General features: G+C 39.3%; 21 protein-coding genes. 14 read left to right on the forward strand and 7 right to left on the reverse strand.

Annotated features, from left to right (window positions below; genetic code table 11):
• Window positions 1-13 precede the first annotated feature (13 nt).
• Window positions 14-613 carry a Holliday junction branch migration protein RuvA gene (gene ruvA, locus EHQ24_RS04605; RefSeq protein ID WP_135600501.1) on the forward strand — a complete coding sequence of 200 codons (600 nt, stop codon included), beginning with the start codon at window positions 14-16 and terminating at the stop codon, window positions 611-613.
• A 1-nt stretch (window position 614) separates the two neighbouring features.
• Here ruvA and EHQ24_RS04610 read toward each other — a convergent pair whose 3' ends face one another.
• Window positions 615-1262: a hypothetical protein gene (locus tag EHQ24_RS04610; protein ID WP_135600502.1), complete on the reverse strand. Its 648-nt coding sequence runs from the start codon at window positions 1260-1262 to the stop codon at window positions 615-617.
• Window positions 1262-2806 (reverse strand): restriction endonuclease, encoded by a 1545-nt coding sequence (locus EHQ24_RS04615; RefSeq protein ID WP_135600503.1) that lies wholly within the window; start codon window positions 2804-2806, stop codon window positions 1262-1264. The genes EHQ24_RS04610 and EHQ24_RS04615 overlap by 1 nt, the downstream gene beginning before the upstream one ends.
• Between EHQ24_RS04615 and EHQ24_RS04620 the strand changes: the two genes are divergently transcribed.
• The 5 genes from EHQ24_RS04620 to EHQ24_RS04640 are packed head-to-tail and all read left to right on the forward strand — an operon-like array spanning window position 2800 to window position 6288.
• Window positions 2800-3408 (forward strand): ABC transporter permease, encoded by a 609-nt coding sequence (locus tag EHQ24_RS04620; protein ID WP_135600504.1) that lies wholly within the window; start codon window positions 2800-2802, stop codon window positions 3406-3408. The genes EHQ24_RS04615 and EHQ24_RS04620 overlap by 7 nt on opposite strands.
• A complete protein-coding gene (locus EHQ24_RS04625) occupies window positions 3408-4079 on the forward strand; it encodes an ABC transporter ATP-binding protein (RefSeq protein ID WP_100790243.1) in 672 nt (223 codons plus the stop codon). The genes EHQ24_RS04620 and EHQ24_RS04625 overlap by 1 nt, the downstream gene beginning before the upstream one ends.
• A complete protein-coding gene (locus EHQ24_RS04630) occupies window positions 4076-4978 on the forward strand; it encodes an ROK family protein (protein ID WP_425270066.1) in 903 nt (300 codons plus the stop codon). Before EHQ24_RS04625 ends, EHQ24_RS04630 begins: the two co-directional genes overlap by 4 nt.
• A gap of 1 nt (window position 4979) precedes the next feature.
• Complete coding sequence (locus EHQ24_RS04635; RefSeq protein ID WP_135600505.1) at window positions 4980-5324, forward strand: histidine triad nucleotide-binding protein; 345 nt, start codon at window positions 4980-4982, stop codon at window positions 5322-5324.
• 10 nt (window positions 5325-5334) lie between these two features.
• The gene (locus tag EHQ24_RS04640; RefSeq protein ID WP_135600506.1) at window positions 5335-6288 is read left to right on the forward strand and encodes a lysylphosphatidylglycerol synthase transmembrane domain-containing protein; all 954 of its coding nucleotides are present in this window, start codon (window positions 5335-5337) and stop codon (window positions 6286-6288) included.
• Window positions 6289-6403: 115 nt separating this feature from the next.
• On the opposite strand, the gene EHQ24_RS04645 is transcribed toward EHQ24_RS04640, so the two are convergent.
• Window positions 6404-6865, reverse strand: coding sequence for a VOC family protein (locus tag EHQ24_RS04645; protein WP_135583822.1), 462 nt, complete (start codon window positions 6863-6865; stop codon window positions 6404-6406).
• A gap of 359 nt (window positions 6866-7224) precedes the next feature.
• Here EHQ24_RS04645 and EHQ24_RS04650 point away from each other — a divergent pair, with 359 nt between their 5' ends.
• The gene (locus tag EHQ24_RS04650) at window positions 7225-7803 is read left to right on the forward strand and encodes a hypothetical protein (RefSeq protein ID WP_135600507.1); all 579 of its coding nucleotides are present in this window, start codon (window positions 7225-7227) and stop codon (window positions 7801-7803) included.
• 161 nt (window positions 7804-7964) lie between these two features.
• Window positions 7965-8285, forward strand: a complete 321-nt coding sequence (locus EHQ24_RS04655; RefSeq protein ID WP_135600508.1) for a YkvA family protein — start codon at window positions 7965-7967, stop codon at window positions 8283-8285.
• A 267-nt stretch (window positions 8286-8552) separates the two neighbouring features.
• Here EHQ24_RS04655 and EHQ24_RS04660 read toward each other — a convergent pair whose 3' ends face one another.
• A complete protein-coding gene (locus tag EHQ24_RS04660) occupies window positions 8553-11264 on the reverse strand; it encodes a PAS domain S-box protein (protein WP_135600509.1) in 2712 nt (903 codons plus the stop codon).
• Window positions 11265-11285: 21 nt separating this feature from the next.
• The gene (locus EHQ24_RS04665; protein ID WP_208725700.1) at window positions 11286-11852 is read right to left on the reverse strand and encodes a Tll0287-like domain-containing protein; all 567 of its coding nucleotides are present in this window, start codon (window positions 11850-11852) and stop codon (window positions 11286-11288) included.
• Between the two features lie 99 nt (window positions 11853-11951).
• Between EHQ24_RS04665 and argC the strand changes: the two genes are divergently transcribed.
• Both argC and EHQ24_RS04675 read left to right on the forward strand, forming a co-directional pair.
• On the forward strand, window positions 11952-12974 hold the full coding sequence (gene argC / locus EHQ24_RS04670) for an N-acetyl-gamma-glutamyl-phosphate reductase (RefSeq protein WP_135600510.1): 1023 nt from the start codon (window positions 11952-11954) through the stop codon (window positions 12972-12974).
• The gene (locus tag EHQ24_RS04675; RefSeq protein WP_135600511.1) at window positions 12961-13554 is read left to right on the forward strand and encodes a phosphorylase; all 594 of its coding nucleotides are present in this window, start codon (window positions 12961-12963) and stop codon (window positions 13552-13554) included. Before argC ends, EHQ24_RS04675 begins: the two co-directional genes overlap by 14 nt.
• Before the next feature lie 65 nt (window positions 13555-13619).
• Here the strand turns inward: EHQ24_RS04675 and EHQ24_RS04680 are convergent, their stop codons facing one another.
• On the reverse strand, window positions 13620-14228 hold the full coding sequence (locus tag EHQ24_RS04680; protein WP_135600512.1) for a glutathione S-transferase family protein: 609 nt from the start codon (window positions 14226-14228) through the stop codon (window positions 13620-13622).
• 51 nt (window positions 14229-14279) lie between these two features.
• Window positions 14280-15440, reverse strand: coding sequence for a deoxyguanosinetriphosphate triphosphohydrolase (locus EHQ24_RS04685; protein WP_135600513.1), 1161 nt, complete (start codon window positions 15438-15440; stop codon window positions 14280-14282).
• A gap of 49 nt (window positions 15441-15489) precedes the next feature.
• Between EHQ24_RS04685 and EHQ24_RS04690 the strand changes: the two genes are divergently transcribed.
• From EHQ24_RS04690 to dctP, 4 genes are all read left to right on the forward strand, one after another.
• On the forward strand, window positions 15490-16110 hold the full coding sequence (locus EHQ24_RS04690) for a DedA family protein (RefSeq protein WP_135600514.1): 621 nt from the start codon (window positions 15490-15492) through the stop codon (window positions 16108-16110).
• Window positions 16107-16589, forward strand: coding sequence for an LIC11661 family lipoprotein (locus EHQ24_RS04695; RefSeq protein ID WP_135600515.1), 483 nt, complete (start codon window positions 16107-16109; stop codon window positions 16587-16589). The genes EHQ24_RS04690 and EHQ24_RS04695 overlap by 4 nt, the downstream gene beginning before the upstream one ends.
• 167 nt (window positions 16590-16756) lie before the next feature.
• Window positions 16757-17659 carry a TRAP transporter TatT component family protein gene (locus EHQ24_RS04700; protein WP_135600516.1) on the forward strand — a complete coding sequence of 301 codons (903 nt, stop codon included), beginning with the start codon at window positions 16757-16759 and terminating at the stop codon, window positions 17657-17659.
• Between the two features lie 20 nt (window positions 17660-17679).
• Complete coding sequence (gene dctP, locus EHQ24_RS04705; RefSeq protein ID WP_135600517.1) at window positions 17680-18687, forward strand: TRAP transporter substrate-binding protein DctP; 1008 nt, start codon at window positions 17680-17682, stop codon at window positions 18685-18687.
• Window positions 18688-18696: the final 9 nt, after the last annotated feature.

Raw genomic sequence — 18696 nt, forward strand, 5'->3', positions numbered from 1 at the left:
TAGGATTCAAAGGATGATTGCAAGTTTACGCGGGAAATTAATTCAACTAGAAATGGACCATCTTGTCCTAGATGTGGCGGGTGTCGGTTACGAAATCCACATTCCGTTTCCTTTGCATTTAGAATGTAAGGACAAAATGAAAGAAGAGATTTTTATCCACATCTTTCATTCCATCACCGATCGCGGAGAACGACTCTTTGGATTTTCTACAAGGAAAGACCGCGAACTTTTCCAACTCATCAAATCACTTCATGGAATTGGTGAACTCACCGCACTCAAAATCCTTTCTTTTTTCCATGCCGACGATTTGTATAAAATTGCAAAAGAAGATGATAGAAAAACTTTGGAAAAAATTCCCAAAGTCAAAGGCAAAACCTCAGAAAAAATCTTATTTGAAATCAAACAAAACTTAAAAAAATTAGAAATCTTTTTAAGTGACGAATCATCTAAAACAGAATCGGAAGATAGAGAAATAGACTTAGCAACACTTGCCCTCATCCAACTAGGATTTGATGAAAAAACTGCCACCAAACAAGTGACTGACGCGAAAAAACTAAATCCTCTCGCCACCGCTTCTGAAATTGTCAAACAAGTCATTACAGGAACTAGGTAAACTAAAACATTCGGAGGAGAAACCATTTCCCCTCCGCTTTGACAAAACTAGGATTGATTAAATACCTTTCTAGTTTTGGGTTCTCTAAAAACCGAAACTTCACTTCCACTTCTTCACTAGAACCCACATAAAAATCAACTGACACTTGTTTTGCTGTCAAAAACACATCGCGGACAGTTAAATTTCCAGAACTTCCCTTTTTGGAATCTAATTTCTCGGAATGAAAATAATAAACCTGGAAATATCCGTTGGGATCTTTTAAATCCGCTTTCACTTCCTCGACTGTCCAGTATCCTTTGGCATCAACATACAAACCTTTGGTGGGATGGACAAGGCTGATGAGATGGGTAAACTCACCCAAACAAAGATCGGAAAGTAAAATTTTTAGTTCTGAGACAATGACAGTTTGGTCAAATTTAGAAATGGAGGTTCCATACACCTTTCCAACGCTGAAAGGAATGGGACAGGAAATTGTTTGGGACTCTCGTCGGGTTGAGCTTAGATTTCCTTCCCTAGTTTGTGTCTGCCCTACTTCATTCAGATCCACAGGCTTATCTAAAGGCTTGGAACCAGATGTTTGGATTTGGCAACCATACGAAAAACTAAAAATGAATAGAAAAAACCAAATTTGTTTTGTATAAGATTTCATTACATTGTTTTGTTCAGAAGGTCTTCAAACAAATCCCCACTGTACATCTCAAGAGCACCGTTACTGGCTGCGATGATTTTTTTCCCAGCTTCTGTGACATCAAAATTTCCAATTACATAACCTTTGGTGGCGCCTAACTCTTCCATTTGGTTTGTCATCTCGCGAAGGAATACATCGGATACTTTGGCATCCTTCCATTTTCGAACTCGGAATAAAGCTCTTTTGTTTACATCCTCTTTGGAAGAGGCAAGTAAGTTCACCCCATCCGCTTCCGGGTTCGACATTTCTTTTGTGACGCGGTATCCCATACTCATCACCATTCGAGTGGCTTGGTTTTTGAAATTGGTTCCCGGAAGGCTAATAAACTTTTCAAATTTATCGAGGCCGAGCATATCTAGTTTAGAAGTTAGTTTTTTTCCTGCATCATCCACCATCCCTTTGATATTAAATGGTTTGGAAGAACGCATCCCACTCAGTTCAAAGTATCTGGAATTGGGAAATAAGTTCACAGAAAGTAAATTGAGTTCCCGGGAAAGGTCATACTCATGGGTGAGTGACTCGACAGTCCCAGTACCTCGTTCCAATCTATATTTTAAATTCGCAAGTGCCACAACATCCGGATCATCCAATCTTTCTGCTTCTGCTTCAATCAAATATTCGGAGGCATCATCAAGCCTACCCATATACACGGTAATCATTGCAAAGTGGATGCTTGTTTCTATAATTTCACTCGGCCAGGCATTGAGCCTTGCCATTTCCATACACAACCTTCCATACTTCAATGCTTCAGGAAAATTTTGCATAAGGATGGCTTCTGTCATTAAAAACTGAAACAAAGTAAACCGAACAAACTCGTCTTCGATCTGTTCGCTGATGGCCACAGCCGTTTTTACAGCATCTTTGTGTTTGTTTTCACGGGATAAAGAAAGCGCATATAAAAATCCAGAAACAGGAGACTTTTCTAGTTTGTATGCCTTTTCAAAGTATTCCCTTTCCTTTCCCCCGCCAGTCACACCAGAGATCACACCCCGAGCAATGAAGTAAGAGGAAAGATTGATTTTTTCTTCTGGGACACGTGAGAAAAAATGTTCTGCTATTTTAAATTCTTTTTGGCCAAGGGCCATAAATCCCAAACGAAGGCAGGCAATGGGATTGGAACGATCGGTTTGGAGGGTGTCCAAATAATGAAAGAAGGCTTCTTCAAAAAAATCTTTGTTATAATAGATATCAGCAATGCGGTTGGAAACTGTTACAGAATCGATTTCTTTGGTATATCGGTTGTTCTTTTTAATGATTTCGAGGTGTTTGGCCTCGTTTAAGGGATCATTCTCCATGGCATAGATCTTTGCCATGACATAGTGACCATAGGGGTTCTGGTGGTCTTCCTCGAGTTTTTCTCGAACAAGAGCCCTTGCATCTAGAAAATTTCCAAGTGTGGCGAGACTCAAAGCCTTGGCATAACTATCCCTTCTTTGCCCCACAATGAAGGTCAAAAGAAACCCGAGCATAATCACAGCTGCTCCCACAAAGATAAAAAATGCCAAATTCGCTTACTTCCTATTTTCCTATTTTAGTTGGTAAAAAAGAGTCTTACGTCAATTCTGTCCTGGAAGTGATACAACTCACCTACATTTCGTTCGCTCTACGACTTCTCTTCCGGGATCGACTCTATTCGATGGCCTATGGCCTCGTCGGAGCCCTGGTTTTTACATTCTTTTTACTCGCTATTAGGATTCACTTCCATTTGTACGGAGGTGTGTCCCTTACTAGTATCGTTTCCTTTGACCAATCTCCGCAGATTCTTTTTTTCGCTACGAGTTTTGCACTGATGGCTCTCTTTTTCTTCCATTGCCTTCATGGTCTTGGGGATATTGGAGTGATGATGGCCATCGGAGGGAACCGACTGGGATGTATTTGGCTACACTCACTGTCCTTATTTTTCCTATTTCTTCCCAGTTTCCTACTGGCAATCATTATCAATTTAGGAAGTTTGAATCCACCTCCCGACTTTGGGATTTTTAGTGAACTGAAATCCATTTTTTCTTGTTTGGTTCTCTTTATCGCTCTTGGTTTTTTGGTTTCTGTTCCTACCATTGGAATCAGTTCTTATATTGATCCTTACAAATCCATTCGGAGACAAAAATAATGTTACTCCGAGTACACAGCCTAACCAAACGATTTGGCAAAGATGAAGCAGTCAGTTCCGTAAGTTTCGATGTGAACCAAGGTGACTATGTTGCCATCATTGGACCATCGGGATCTGGCAAAACCACCCTACTTTCTATGTTAACCGGAATGTTATCCCCCACGGAAGGGGACATTTTGTACGACCAAATCAAACTTTCCCAAATTTCCAAACAGGAACTCGCAGAAATTCGTGCCCGTGACCTTGGACTCGTTTTTCAATTTTCCGAACTTGTGGGAAATTTAACCATCAAAGAAAATATACTCCTTCCCGCCTTATTTACACGTAAGTTTTCAAATGATGATTACATTCGTAAATGCGATTATTTGATCGAACATTTAAAGTTAGGTGACATTCAAAATTCCCTTCCTCGCACTTTATCAGGGGGACAAATTCAGAAAGCTGCCATTGCGCGTTCTCTGATCAATGATCCTGCCATTTTATTTGCGGACGAACCGTCCGGAGATTTAGATCCCGAAAATAGTTATTTGGTTCAACTTCTACTCAACGAATACAACAAACGAAACCATTCCATCATTTTAGTCACACATGATATGAAACTGGCTTTCGATGCCCAAACCGTTTATGAAATGAAAAACGGAAAGTTCGACCAGGTCATTAAGGGAGAATGAGTTTGGGTTTGGCGATTGGTGTGGATATCGGTGGTGGAAGCATTCGTGCGAGCCTATTCGATCAATCTGGAAAAGAACTCCAATCGGCACATTCCCCCACTCCTGAAAATTTAAACAATGAACGTTTTTTAACCATTCTTAAAGACACCATCCGACCTTTGGTTCCAGAAGCAAAGGCAATTGGAGTTGGATCTCCTGGTCCCTTAGACAATGAACGGGGAGTCTTGATCGCAAGTGCCAATATGAAAGGTCTAGAAAACCTTCCCATCAAAGAATCCTTAAGTAAAGAATTTTCACTTCCCGTCTGGTATGAAAATGATGCCAACTGTGCAGCACTTGGTGAAGCCTATTTTGGTTTTTATAAAGATTCAGAATCCCAACTCATCTTAACTCTAGGAACAGGAGTTGGTGGTGGGTTTGTTGACAAAGGGATTTTGTATTCCGGTTATCTTGGCAATGGTATAGAAATTGGCCATACCACAGCGGTCATTGGTGGTGCCCTTTGCGGGTGCGGGGTCAAAGGTTGTGTCGAAAGTTATTTTTCTACTCGGGGATTTATCAACCGTTATCTGGAAAAAACAAATATCCGATTGCATGGGGCCGAAGAATTTTTCCAACTGATTCGAAAAAAAGACCAAGTGGCGGAAGAAATTTTAAATTTTGGAACCTTGGCTTTAGCCCATTCGGTGCGTGGCGCCATTCATTTATTAAACCCAGAAGCTGTTGTTTTTGTGGGAGGGATTACAAAATCCTATGATTTATTTGGTAAAACCTTAGAGGCGGAAATTCGATCCACAATATTTCCTGTGTTAAATGATAGATTAAAAATCGGCGTCGGGGGAAGTTTATCCGGTACTTTGGGAGCTGCCTCTCTTGTATTTTCGAAGGAGAAAGTTTAATATGGAAAATTGTCTTTTCTGTAAAATTGCCAGTGGAGAAATTCCAAGTAAAAAGGAATACGAATCAGAAAACATTTTAGTGTTTCATGATATCACACCCCAAGCACCCTTCCATGTCCTCATCATTCCCAAAGTTCATATCCCCAGTATGAACGAAATTGGAGATTTGGATCCAGAAATCTTAAAAGAAATCTTTCAAATCATTCCTAATCTGGCCAAACAAAATGGAATTGCAGAAAAGGGATATAGACTCGTCAATAACTGTGGGAATTTTGGCGGACAAACTGTACACCACATCCACTTCCATCTATTAGGTGGTCGTCATATGAACTGGCCACCGGGTTAAAAAGGAAAACATGAGAAAATTAATATTTGGAATTTTAGTTTCAGGGATTGCAGTTTATTTTCTTTCAAAGAACTTCGATATCAAAGAATTCGAACGTTTGGAAGGAAAAATCAATTGGTGGATTTTCCCACTACTTTTTCTTTCTAACTTATGGGCCTTTGTCCCGTTTTCCATTCGTTGGTATCATCTTTTAGAAAAAAAGATTAGTTTTTCGCAAAGTTTCACAACCTCCATCATTGGTGTTGGACTCAATATGGTTCTCCCGGCTCGGGGCGGAGACCTTGTTCGCCTCATCATGAACAAACGAGATACGGAACTCCCACTCACTCATCTTTTCAGTCGAATCTTTTTAGAAAAGGTAATGGATCTTGGATCTGTTGTGATCATTGGTGCCTCCGCTCTTTTTTTTATGGGCCTGGGACAATCTAAAAACTTAAACCTACTTCTAATATCCACTCTTGTCATTTCTGGAATGATTGTGGGCCTCGTGTTAGTTCGTTATTTTTTAGAGACTCTGAGAGGCATTGCAAAAAAAGGATTTGCCCTGATCGGTAAACATAAACTTTACGAAGACAAGTTAGACCACCATTTGGTAGAATTTTCCTCATTTCTCAAAGGTGACAAACTCCTGAAACCAGTCCTTTACTCGATACCCACATGGATCTTTGGTTATGCGATATCCTACTACCTTGCCGGGTTACTGATAGGTATGCCGATTCTTTTTCCAGAAGCTTTATTATTTATGTTTCTTGGAGGGATGGGTGTTGCGATCCCTTCTGCTCCGTCAGGAATCGGTGTTTTCCATGCGGCAATCATTTCTGGATTTATCATTGTGGGACGTGATCCTGGGGAAGGACTTGTTTATGCTACTGTCGTCCACCTAACACAATTCATCATCACAACCAGTTTGGCTTTAGTGGCTTATTTGTATTGGCGTTTGACTCACAAAAACCAAACAAAATAAGAAATTCTTTCGCAGAAAATTTCTGCAGGCAATCAAACCCTTTTGTCAAACATTGAACTGTTTGGCAAAGGCAACCACCGGCAAACAACCGATTGGTTACCTTTATTTAAATCAATTAACCTAGAGCTTTAATCACATCCTCTGGTGCTTGGACTAGTTCCACAAGCACACCTTCACTACAAAGGGGAAATTCCTCATTTCCTTTTGGGTGAATGAAACAAACATTATATCCCGCTGCTCCTTTTCGAATCCCCCCAGGGGTAAACCGAACACCTTGTTTGGTGAGATATTCTACACACTCTTCCAATTTATCAATCCATAGACCAATATGGTTTAATTTTGGATCGTGTACTTTGGGACTTTTGTTTGGATCAATCGGTTGCATAAGGTCAATTTCAACCTTAAAAGGCCCGTTCCCCATGGACAAAATGTCCTCATCCACATTTTCTTTTTCACTTTTGTAATCAGAAACTTTGGTAAGTCCCATAACATCCACCCAAAACTTGGATAACTTTTCTTTCGACTCACCACCAATGGCAACTTGTTGGATTCCTAATACTTTGAAGGGACGGGACATGATCTACCTCAATCGTTGTAATTTGCAAAAAATATAATTTCTACCTCACCACATTCTTTGAATGACCTTCTTAAGAAAATTATTTTTCTCCTCTATTTTTCTAAATTCTCGGCGAGGCCCCCCAATTTCTTTCAGAACAAAGATTTAGCTTTTGTACCATTGGAATTTTTCCCTTTGATGGGGGCCCGGGCTACTCTGGGGTGCGCGTTCGCTTCCGTCCTTCGGACCTTCGCCCGCCGTATCCCTCTCGCAGAAATAACTCCATTATATAACTCGAATCAGAAGATACAATTTGAATGATATTTGATTTGACTGCCACCTATAACACTGCTAAATAAAGAAATAAAAGAAGGTTTTAAATGAAAAAAATTTTAACATTAGTTATCTTAAGCGTTGTTGGTCTAGGCCTAATCAACTGTACCAGTTTAAACATTGTTGATCCCAAAAAAGAAATAACCCCACAAATTCCAAATGATAAAGCAATTTACTTTATTAAAGCAAACTTTAATGCGGGAACAGAAACCATCTACAATGTAACTTTAGAAAATTTTGATCTAATCAATAGTGAAATCTCCGGCCACTCCCTTGATTTAGGTGCAGGAAACAAAGACAACCCGAACATTCTTACCGGATGTTTTTTATTTACTGGCATTAACACAGTTTATGCTCTCTATGAAGCACAAATTCGTACAACTGGAGGAAAAATTAGAACTGTTAAGTTAGCTGATAAAAAAAGTTGGAACCTATCCACTGAAGGTGCGAAGGTTCCTATTTTTGCAGGAACACTCAGTTATCTGGATGGGAAATTAGATGTTTCTGATCTTGGATTCAAAGAATGTACGACAGAACTCTCAGCAAAATATCCAACAATCGATTTTTCAAAAGCAGAGGAAATGCTAAAAAGAAAACCAAAACAAGATTCTAAAAATAAAAAATAATGACTCACTAAAAAAATGAATTGAGGTGTTGGATTTCATAATTGTTTTCCAAGACCTTGATTCTTATTGAAACCAAAAGAACATCTTGCTCTCTCATATCTTAAAAAAAATTCTATATATTCCTTGCTTCTAGTCAGCGAGTCATATAAAATATTGAATCTATGGATGAGAATCAAAAACTCCAATTTATCAAATCCAACTTTTGGAAAAAAATCAAAGAGACGGGCAAAAAAATCCCCTTCCTAAAAGATGTTATCGCCATGTATTATTGTTTGATGGATGAAACTACATCCCTCACCGCCAAAACATCGATTGCCCTCGCTTTAGTTTATTTTATATCACCCATAGATGCAATCCCTGATGTAATTTTGGGGTTAGGGTTTACTGATGATGCAGGAGTGATTGCCACCACCCTACTCATCATCAAATCCCAGCTAAAACCGGAACACTATACCAAAGCAAACGAATCCTTATCGAACTGACCATGTGTAATTTTCTTGCTATTTTTTAATTGGTATCAGTTTTCTTTTTCCAAAACAATCTGATTACAAACAAAACCAAGAATAAAATTACGATCTAATATATCAATTTAACGAGGAATTCTTTCAGAGATAAGAAATAAATCGAATGGAATTTCCATTGATCCACAAATATACAGGAAACTACCTGTTTGCAAAGGAGCATCGCTGATTTGGCTTAATCCATTCGCCTCGGCGGCCTCCTCCAGTTTGATCCTCAAATGTTTAAGGTTATAACCATTTCAAAAGTATTTGTTTTAAATTTTCTTTTTGGACTGGTTTGCTGATATAATCATTCATTCCAATCCCCAAACATTTTTCTTTTTCTCCAGCAATGATCCCGGCTGTCACAGCAATAATAGGTAAAGTTTTTCCTGATTCAAGTTTTCTAATTTCTTTTGTAGCATCATATCCATTCATCACAGGCATTTGGATGTCCATAAGAATCAATGTCGGTGGTTCCGATTGGAAAACGGAAATGGCCTCTTCTCCATTTTGGGCTTCCAGAATTTTTACCTCGGGTAAAATTCGTTTGATGAAATTTTTCATCAGTCCGAGGTTCACAGGATTGTCTTCTACAACTAAAATTTTGGAGGACTGGACGGTCTTGGCGCGAAGGTTCATTTCCTCTTCCAGGGATTTAGTTTCAGATTCCATTGGATTCAATATAGGATCAAATTCTGGGATTCTAAGTTGGATATCAAAATAAAATTCACTTCCTTGGTTCAACTCACTTTTTAATTGCAATTTGGACTTCATAAGGGTTAGAAGTTGTTTACAAATGGTTAAACCCAAGCCCGTTCCACCGAACTTCCGTGTGGTGGAAAAATCTTCCTGAGTAAAGGAATCAAAAATTTTTTCTTGGCTTTCTTTTGCAATGCCGATCCCCGTATCTTTGATGGAAATTCTTATACTTACTTTCTTCGGATCTGCCAAATCCAAACGTGTGACATTACATTCCACCAAACCTGATTCCGTAAACTTGATGGCATTCCCGATCAAATTCAATATTACCTGACGCAAACGATTGGAGTCAAACATCAGTAGTGTTGGAATATTTTCATCGATATGAAAATGAATATCCAAACCTTTAATGATGGCTTGGATATTCATAATTTTTATGGCTTCCATCACTATTTTTTTAAGATCGTATGATTCTTCTGCAAGTTGTAGTTTACCTGCTTCTGCTTTGGAAAAGTCTAAAATATCATTTACAATATTAAGAAGTGCATGTGCTGATTGTTTTACAATTTGTGCATATTCATTATAAGAAGAATTCTCCAACGTCTCTGCCAGTAAATCCGAGTATCCAATGATTCCGTTTAATGGAGTTCTGATCTCATGACTCATATTGGCTAAAAATTCTGACTTCGCACTGTATGCTTTTTCAGCAAATTCTTTGGCATATTTTAATTCTAATTTGGTTTCATAGGCTTCTGTGATGTCACGAGTAAACATAAGAATTCCACCAATACCACCACCTAACTTTTTCCAAGGACGAATTTCCCATTGTAAAACTTGATCTTTTTCCCAACCAGGTGGCCGCCAAACGTCTTCATCTCTTTTTAATATTTCCCCACTTAAACCCCGAGAATGAATCTTTTTCCATTCCGAACCAATATTAGGGAAAATTTCATAATGACCTTTTCCTATGACTTCTTCTTTCGAAAAAGGGATTTTATAATCCTCAATCCAACGTTGACTGAGTGCCACATAACGCATCTCTTGGTCTAACATAGCAACAGCTGCCGGTGCATGTTCCACAAACGACCATAAAATTGCCGTTTGTGAGGCAAGAGCTGTTTCCCATTTTTTACTTTCATTGATATCTTGGATGGTTCCGTAAATTTTTACGATTTTTCCATCTTCGTATTCTGCCCGACCAATGACTCGCACCCAAGTTTGGTTTCCTTTTGCTGTCACCATTTCCAATTCTAAATCGTATTCTTTACCTTCTTTTAAAAGTAAATCAACGGCATTGGAAATCTTTCTTTGGCTCTCTTCTGAATGATAAAAACTAATTCCACCACTGACACTAGGGATATAATCATCTTCTACTTCATGAATTCTTTTTGATACATTGGTCCAGTTTGCCTTATTGGTTTTTAAATCCAAATCCCAACCACCGATTTTGGCTAAACCAGCTACTTGATCCAAAAGCCTCGATAAATTTTGTAATTCCATCTCAGCTTGAAGTGAGTCAGAAATATCTAAAATTTGAGAAAGATAATAAATTGGGTTTCCTGAATGGTCTCGAATGATGGACTTACTGAGTACGGCCCAAATCAAATGACCATCTTTTGTTACATAACGTTTTTTGATTTGAAAACTCTGGATAGATCCACGATTTAGTTTTTCTAAATAAGAAAGCTCTACTTTCAAATCTTCAGGATGAGTGATCTCCGAAATAGATTTTGTTTTTAATTCTTCTGCAGAATACCCAAGCCATTGGCAAAAAGTAGGATTCACTTCAATCACTTCGCCATGAGGATTCTCAATTTTCATTCCGATACTTGAACTTCGAAACGCCGAGGAAAATAAATCCCGGGAAAGTTCTGTAGATTGTAGGATATGTGGGTTTGTATTGTTTGAGAACTCCATACTGGAATCCAAAACAATGAGTATAAACTGTTTTCCAGATTCCGTAAATTCCTTGAGATACATTCGGAAAGGGAACCCGGCACTATTACTCGGATCAAAACAAATACGACCGATGATAGAATCTTTTGATCCAAGTGCCGCTTCCAGACGAATCCCCGAACTCGGAAGAATACATTCCGCAGGAAACGATTGTTCTTCTGTCATTCCCATTGACTTACAAGCAACAGGACTAGGATACACAATGCCAACAGAGGTATCCCAAACTAGAAACCCATGTAAACCAGACTCCAGCACCAATTCACATAACTCTCGTTTGCCTGCAATAAATGTTATTGGATTCATCATTTCTAAGAATTCGGGAATTTATCTAGGAAACTTCACCGAAAATAGTCCTCTTAGTTCCCCAACTTTGTAACCAATGGCTTTGTCGTTTGGATATTCTTGGTTAAGAATTTGTTTCGTTGATTTTTGAATCTCATTTGAATTTCCATGGCATTGGAGACAGAATCCCATCACAGGAATGGGAATGTAAACTATTACAGAATCATCCGACGTGATGGATTTGTTTGGAAATACACCCTCATAAGTTTTTAATTTTTCTACTTCTAAAAAAATTTTTTCCTCATTTGCGGAGAGTAAATTTGATTGGTTCCGCGGTTTATTTGTGATACGGCGAAGAGAGACTCCATGTTTTTGACCTAATCCATTCGTAAATCCAATGGCATTCAGTTTACAAAATGGAACCGCTTGTTCTGTCCCACCCTCAGCAATTTTCGAATTCAGTTTATGTATCAAATTGGTTTTGGCTTCATTCGTGATCGTTATGGCGATACTTTCGTAGTCAGGAGTTTTGGATTGGCAACCAAATCCAAAACTAAAGAAAACCAGCAAAAAAAAGATCCTAAAAACAAGGGCTTTCACTTCTATCATATAGTTCTAAATCATAAAGGTTCTTTTTCATTCTGCAATTCTAAAAAGAGCCGTTTGACAGCACGAACTAGTCCCAAAATCTTGACCTTGGTTCCTAATATGAAACAAACGAAATTGGCAATCATAGGTGCTGGTGGCCTTACGGGAAAAGAACTGACAAAACTTCTCGCCCACCATCCAAATTTTGAACTCGTACATGTCACTTCCAACCAAGTGGATGGAAAACACATTCGCGAAGTATTCCCTGATCTCAGCCATTTACCTGATCTAAAGTTTCAAAAACACGATGCCCCTGTTCCGAAAGAGGCAGGCATTGTCCTTGCCACTCCGAATGAAGTTTCTTTGGAAAAGGCACCGCAGTTCTTAAAGGAAGGTAGAAAGGTCATTGACCTTTCAGGAACCTTCCGACTCCACAACAAAGAGAAATTCGAAAAGGCATATCAGTTTTCGCATTCTGAATTCGGAATGATGGATCAAGTTGTATATGGACTTCCTGAACTTTTCAGAGAAAAATTAAAGAATGCTCAGTTTGTTTCGAATCCAGGTTGTTATGCGACCTCTGCCATTCTTCCGGTAGCCCTTCTCGGAAACCTTAGAAAAGAAATCCAAGGCCCAGTCATCGTGGATGCCAAATCAGGTGTCAGTGGTGCTGGTGGTAGAACGGAAGAAATCAAATTTGCTTATACCAATGTATATGAAAATTTTCGAGCTTATAAAATTCTCACACACCAACACGAACCAGAAATGGAAGAATATGGTTTTGTGGGAACGGAAGAAAAAGAAATCCACTTCACACCCCATCTACTCCCGATCTATCGAGGGATCCTTGCAACAATCTATCTTTCCTTCCCCAAAGGAATTAGTGCGGAACAAATAAAAGAAAAATTTCAATCAGCTGCAGAGAAAGAACCTTTTGTTCGGCTCTACCAAACTCCAGAAGAAATTGAGATTCGAAAGGTTCAGAATACAAACTTTTTGGATCTTGGATTCCGAATCAAAGGGAATACTTTGGTAATTGTTTCAGCGTTAGACAACCTTGTCAAAGGGGCGGCAGGACAAGCCTTACAGAATTTGAATTTGATGTACGGATATCCGGAAACTGAAGGACTTGTTACCCTTTAATCGCAACCAAACACTCATCACAGGAGCATTTGAGGGAGAAGTCGGAATCCTTCGTGCTTCTGGAAAATTTCCCCATCTAGAAGTAATGGGAATTGGAAATTTAGAAGCAGCGATCAATTTATCCCAATTCCTTTCTCAGAATCAAGAGATTCAAAATATTATTTTTTTTGGATCTTGTGGGGCCTACGAATGGACAGGGATTTCTATTGGGGAAATTGTCTCACCAAACTTTATCTATACGAAAGAATTAAGCCACGCACTTAAACTTTCCAAACAAATCCAAGGAAACCCAGAGTTTTATGAGCTGGTTCCAGACAAATCATTCCAAACGGCAAATTGTAATGCGCCCACAACCATCACTTTGGCCGAAATAAAGAACCCACCAGAATCCTCTTGGGAGAGTTTAGAAGTGGAAAACTTGGAACTATTTGGAATCGCGAAGGTGGCCGCAAAATTTTCCGTAACGGTGACGGCTTATTTAGCAGTAACGAATCTAGTGGGGCCGCAAGGATCTACGGACTGGGCCAAAAACTGGAAAACCCTCTCCCATTCCCTGCAAAATCAATTTCTAAAGGAATGAAATTCCGACTTCTAAAGAAAATCCGAACCAAACCTAATTCGTAAAAAATTTACCCTGTTAATTTTCTATTCTCCTAAAACCTCTTTTACACATCCATTCGTCAACACACGTTTAGTCCAATTCTCAACTGACAACGGAATCTTTATATCCATCATTGGAATATTTTTGATAAAAGGAGCATATAAAACTTCTAAAAAACCAAATTGGTTTTCATGCAGGTAATCATTTGATTCCAAAATCCCTTCCAAAATATCCAAATGCCTTCCCATCCTTTTGGCCGAGTCTTTCATTCGTTTCTCGTCCCATTTTTCTTCTGGCAGAAATTTTTTAGCGAAATAGACAACACTTCCTGGAAAACAAAATTCGGACTCACAACGGTTGATGTCTTGGTTTAGAATTGCCCTTGATTGGAGGTCTTCAGAAAAAAATGGATTTGGAAAGCCATGTTTTTCTTCCAAATAACGGATGATAGCCACTGATTCTGCCAAAACAAAGTCACCATCTTGAAATGTAGGAACCTTTCCATAAGGATTGATTTGTAAATATGGTCTTTTCCTATTTTCCAATTTGTCCAATGCGACAGTCACCGTTTCATAAGGTATGTTTCTATATCGCAAATAAATATGCACTCGCATACTATAAGGCGAACGAGGATGGGAAAATAACTTATACATATACGGAAACTCCGAACTTTCTAAAACTGAACTTTTTGATTCTATTTTCAATTAATAAGGAAACCAAAAGATTCCTTCTCTTTTTAATTTTTCTATCGCATAACGGTCTGTCATACCAGCAATGTAATCACAAATAACTCGCATCCGACCTTCCTCCTCTTCCCGTTTACGATAGGATTCTGGAATGGATTCCGGATGGGATTCAAAATGTTTAAAAAGTAAAAATATGGTTTCTTTTCCTCTTTCACTCATTCGCGAAACTTCTGGATGACGGTATAGTTTTCCAAACAAAAAGGATTTGAGTTCTGTAAATTCGTCTTGGAATCCTTCCGAGAACTGCACTATTTTTTTTTGATTCTGGAAGGCCAACGCAACATCTTCTCTGGTCGTCACCGAATACTTTGTTAAATTGGAATCGATACTATCGATCAAATCAGAAACCATTAAGTTAAGAATGACCCTTCCCAGTGATCTCGAAATCGAATCTTTATCAGAAAATATGGATTTGGGAAGTGTTTCTTCCATTCGTTTCCAAACTTTTAATTGTTTCACGTCAGAGAGTTCCAGAAGTCCACTTTCTAATCCATCTTCCAAATCATGAGCACTATAAGTAATTTCATCCGAACTATCGACTACCATTGCTTCGAGTGAAGGGCCAAGACCTCGTCTAACATCAAGTAAATCCGATTTCTCATAATCTCCACCATGTTTCATAATTCCGAGAAGAGTTTCACCACAAAGATTGAGACCTGGAAATTCAGGATACCGTCTTTCTAACTTTTGAACCACACGTAACGACTGTTTATTGTGTTCGAAACCACCCCGTCCTCGCATCAGTTCAGAAAGAGCTTCTTGGCCTGCATGACCAAAAGGAGAGTGGCCCAAATCATGAGCAAGGGCAATGGTCTCACTCAAGTCTTCATTCAGTCCAAGCACCTTCGATATGGTTTTAGAAATCCCTGCAACTTCTAAAGTATGGGTGAGACGATTTCGAAAATGATCTCCTTCTGAATAAACAAAAACTTGAGTTTTGTAGTCTAACCTTTTGAATGCATGCGAATGGATGATACGATCTCTATCTCTTTGAAAAGGAAGGCGGTATGGATGTTCCGGTTCCTCATACTCTCGTTCCCCCGGATTTCGACTGCTTACTGCATAAGGAGCAAGGTTTTTTTCTTCACTGGCAAGGAGCTCGTTTCTCCCTTTCTTCATAAATCTCTTTCCTTTTTGAACGAAACCATAAAATCAGTATAAATCCCTCATGGACTTTCTACAAACTCTAGTTTCCATTTTTATGCAATACGGTTATTTTGCCGTTTTTGGAATTCTAATCCTCTGTGGATTTGGTCTTCCTGTCCCTGAAGATATCTCTCTCACTGCTGGTGGAGTGATTGCCGGTCTCGGTTATGCAAATGTACACATCATGTTTTTTGTGGGGATGGCCGGGGTTCTTCTCGGAGATAGTTTTGTATTTTGGCTCGGAAGTTATTACGGCGAAAAGGCCCTTACCCTTCCTGTTTTAAGATCGGTTCTCCATCCAGAACGGTTTGAAAAGGTTCGGGAACAGTTTAAAAAATATGGTCGTTGGGTGGTCTTTTTCGGAAGGTTTATGCCTGGTCTCAGGATGCCTATCTTCTTTACCGCAGGAACTTCCAAACAAATCAGTTTCATTCGTTTCGTTCTTACCGATGGATTTGCCGCTCTCATTTCCGTACCCATTTGGGTCTATTTAGGATATTACGGGGCCCATAATTTTGATGAACTTATGGGTTGGGTTCGTAATGGCCAAACCATCATCTTAAGCCTAGTGGCGGTTGCCATCTTAGTGGTTGCCTTCTACTGGTGGCGGAGGAAAAACCGAGAAAAAAGAGGGGAAAAATGAACGCTGGTCATTTTTTATTCCGACTCTGCTTTACCGGATTGGCGATTTTCTCCACATTCCGTTGTACCAATTATTCCACAACAGCCTCTGTTCAGGCCCCACCCACCCTGATTTCGATCGTCAACAACGGGAATTCCAATTTTATCCTAAAAGTTCGGGCACAAAACCCAGAATTCATCTTCCAAGGTTATCGAATTTACTCGGGAGCGACAGAAGCCTTGGCCCAAAACCCCACGGATCTGAATTTAGGAGCGGAATGTTTTCTAGCCCAAGCAGCCATCGTACAACCCATTGAATACACTTTCGAAGTCGACCCTTCGACCAATCCTAACACAGCAGGGGTCTCCTGCCGGATTTTTACCACCCTCATCCCAGGAACTTACATTTCGATGAGAACTCTCGGCCTCGCCGTCAACTTGCAGGATAGCACTAGCACCTTTCGGGTTTCCATCCCCTCGAACACTCTTATTGTCCCTTAAAATAAAACTTTCTTGCATTTAAGTCAAATGCGTGTATTTTTTTCCGGAATCATGGGATTTCTTTGTACTTTTTTAGAATTTTTCTAAAAAAGTAGCCCCAAGGAACGAACTTGAGGATACAAATAGAAAGGGAGTATTCCCTGTTATCTTTTGGAGGATGATACAAAATGTACCAAACAAAACATTGGTCAAAAATCGCAATGGCAGGACTAGTTTTAGTTTCTGTTGTTGCTTGTGGAAAATCAAGATCTGTCAAAATCTCTGACTCGAATGTAGAGAGAGCCACTACCCCAGCAAAACTACCTGCTGACATTGAAAAACTCTGGAAAAACAGACAAAACGAACAAGACCTCAGACAAGCACTTGTTGGTTTAGAGAAATTTGCTATTGAGAACCCTCAATATGCTGACGTAAAAGTTTTGCTCTGCCGAGGAAACTACCTATTAAGTGACGGACATCTTTGGTTAAAACTTACAGGTGACGCCGATGCAGACGAAAAAGTAAAAGAGGAATCCATCCAATTTTATGATGCTGCTGTGACTTGGTGTGAAGCTGCTCTTGCATTAAATCCAAAATTTAGAGACAAGGTAGTCAAAGAAAAACTAGCGATTGAAAAATCTTTAGATGTTCTTGGCCCACAAGACATTGATGCTCTCTACTGGAGATACGCATCCCTTGCTAAATGGTCTCGTTTGGTAGGATTTACCACATTACTTGCAAACCGTTCTAATTTTTCTGCAATGGTGAACCGAGTCAAAGAAATCGAAAAATCCATGGGTAAAGAATATTTCTACTCTGCAACACTCAGATATGATGCAGCAAGTAACGCTCTTTCTCCAACGGGAGATAAAAAGCTCGCAGCAAAACTTTTTGAAGAAGCAATTGCAAAACACCCTAACTACTTTGCGGTTCGAGTTTTGTATGCAGAAAGTAGCTTAAAAGGAAACGAAGACAAATTCAAAAAACAATTGGAATATGTTTTGAAAGGAAAAGCTGCATCCCTTCCTGAAATCGAAGCGGATCAAATCGTAGAACAACGTAAAGCTAAGAAATTACTCGACGAACTATAGACATTAACTAGGAGAACTAGATGTTTTTAAAACAATTAAAGTATTTAGTTTGTGTAAGTTTGGCCCTCACGATCAGTGGGGGTTTATTTGCCCAAACAACCGTTAAGTTGGCAACTGTAGCACCGGAAGGATCTCCGTGGGCGAATGAACTTGCTAAAATCAAAAAGAAAATTGAATCAGAATCCCAAGGCCAAATTAAGTTTAAAATTTACCCTGGTGGACAGATGGGTGGAGAAAACGAAATCCTCCAACAGGTCATCCGTGGGAAACTACAAGGTGCTGGTCTTACCGCAGGTGCTCTCGCGAACACTGTAAAGGAATTAAACGTACTCGAGATTCCTTATCTATTTGATTCTTACGCACAAGCGGACTGTGTTTTAGATGACCATTTACAAGAAGACTTTCGTAAATTATTTGAAGCCAAAGGACTCATTTTTGTGACTTGGGCAGAAAATGGATACCGTTCCATTGGAACCAAATCCGCTCCTGTCAAAACACCAGAAGATCTTAAAGGTGTTAAAATCAGAATCCAAGAATCTCCTGTTCATATTGCTTATTGGAAACAATTAGGTGTGAGTGGAATTCCTATCGCGATTCCAGAAGTTCTTCCGTCCCTCCAAACAGGTGTGGTAGAAGGATTTGATAACACTCCTCTTTTCACTTTGGCAGCAGAATGGCAAACTGCGATCAAATACTTCACTTTGACTCGCCATATTTACCAACCTGCAGCCATCCTTTATTCCAAAAAGTTTTGGGACACATTAAATGATGAGCAAAAGAAAACACTTATGGGTGAAGGAAATAAACTCGCTCCAGGTGCTAGACAAGCGGTTCGTTCTATCGAAAAGAACATGATTGCTACATTAAAAAAAGCTGATGTAGTTGTTTACGAACCTTCTAAATCTGATTTAGCAGGGTTTAAGTCTGCAGCCGGTGCCGTTTCAGGCCAAGTGGTTGGAAAAATCGGCGGTCAATCCAAATCGATCTACGACAAAATCCAAAAAGCCAAAGCAGCTTGCGGCCCATAAGTTAAGGAA

It is taken from the genome of Leptospira noumeaensis (assembly GCF_004770765.1).
GTDB lineage: Bacteria > Spirochaetota > Leptospiria > Leptospirales > Leptospiraceae > Leptospira_A > Leptospira_A noumeaensis.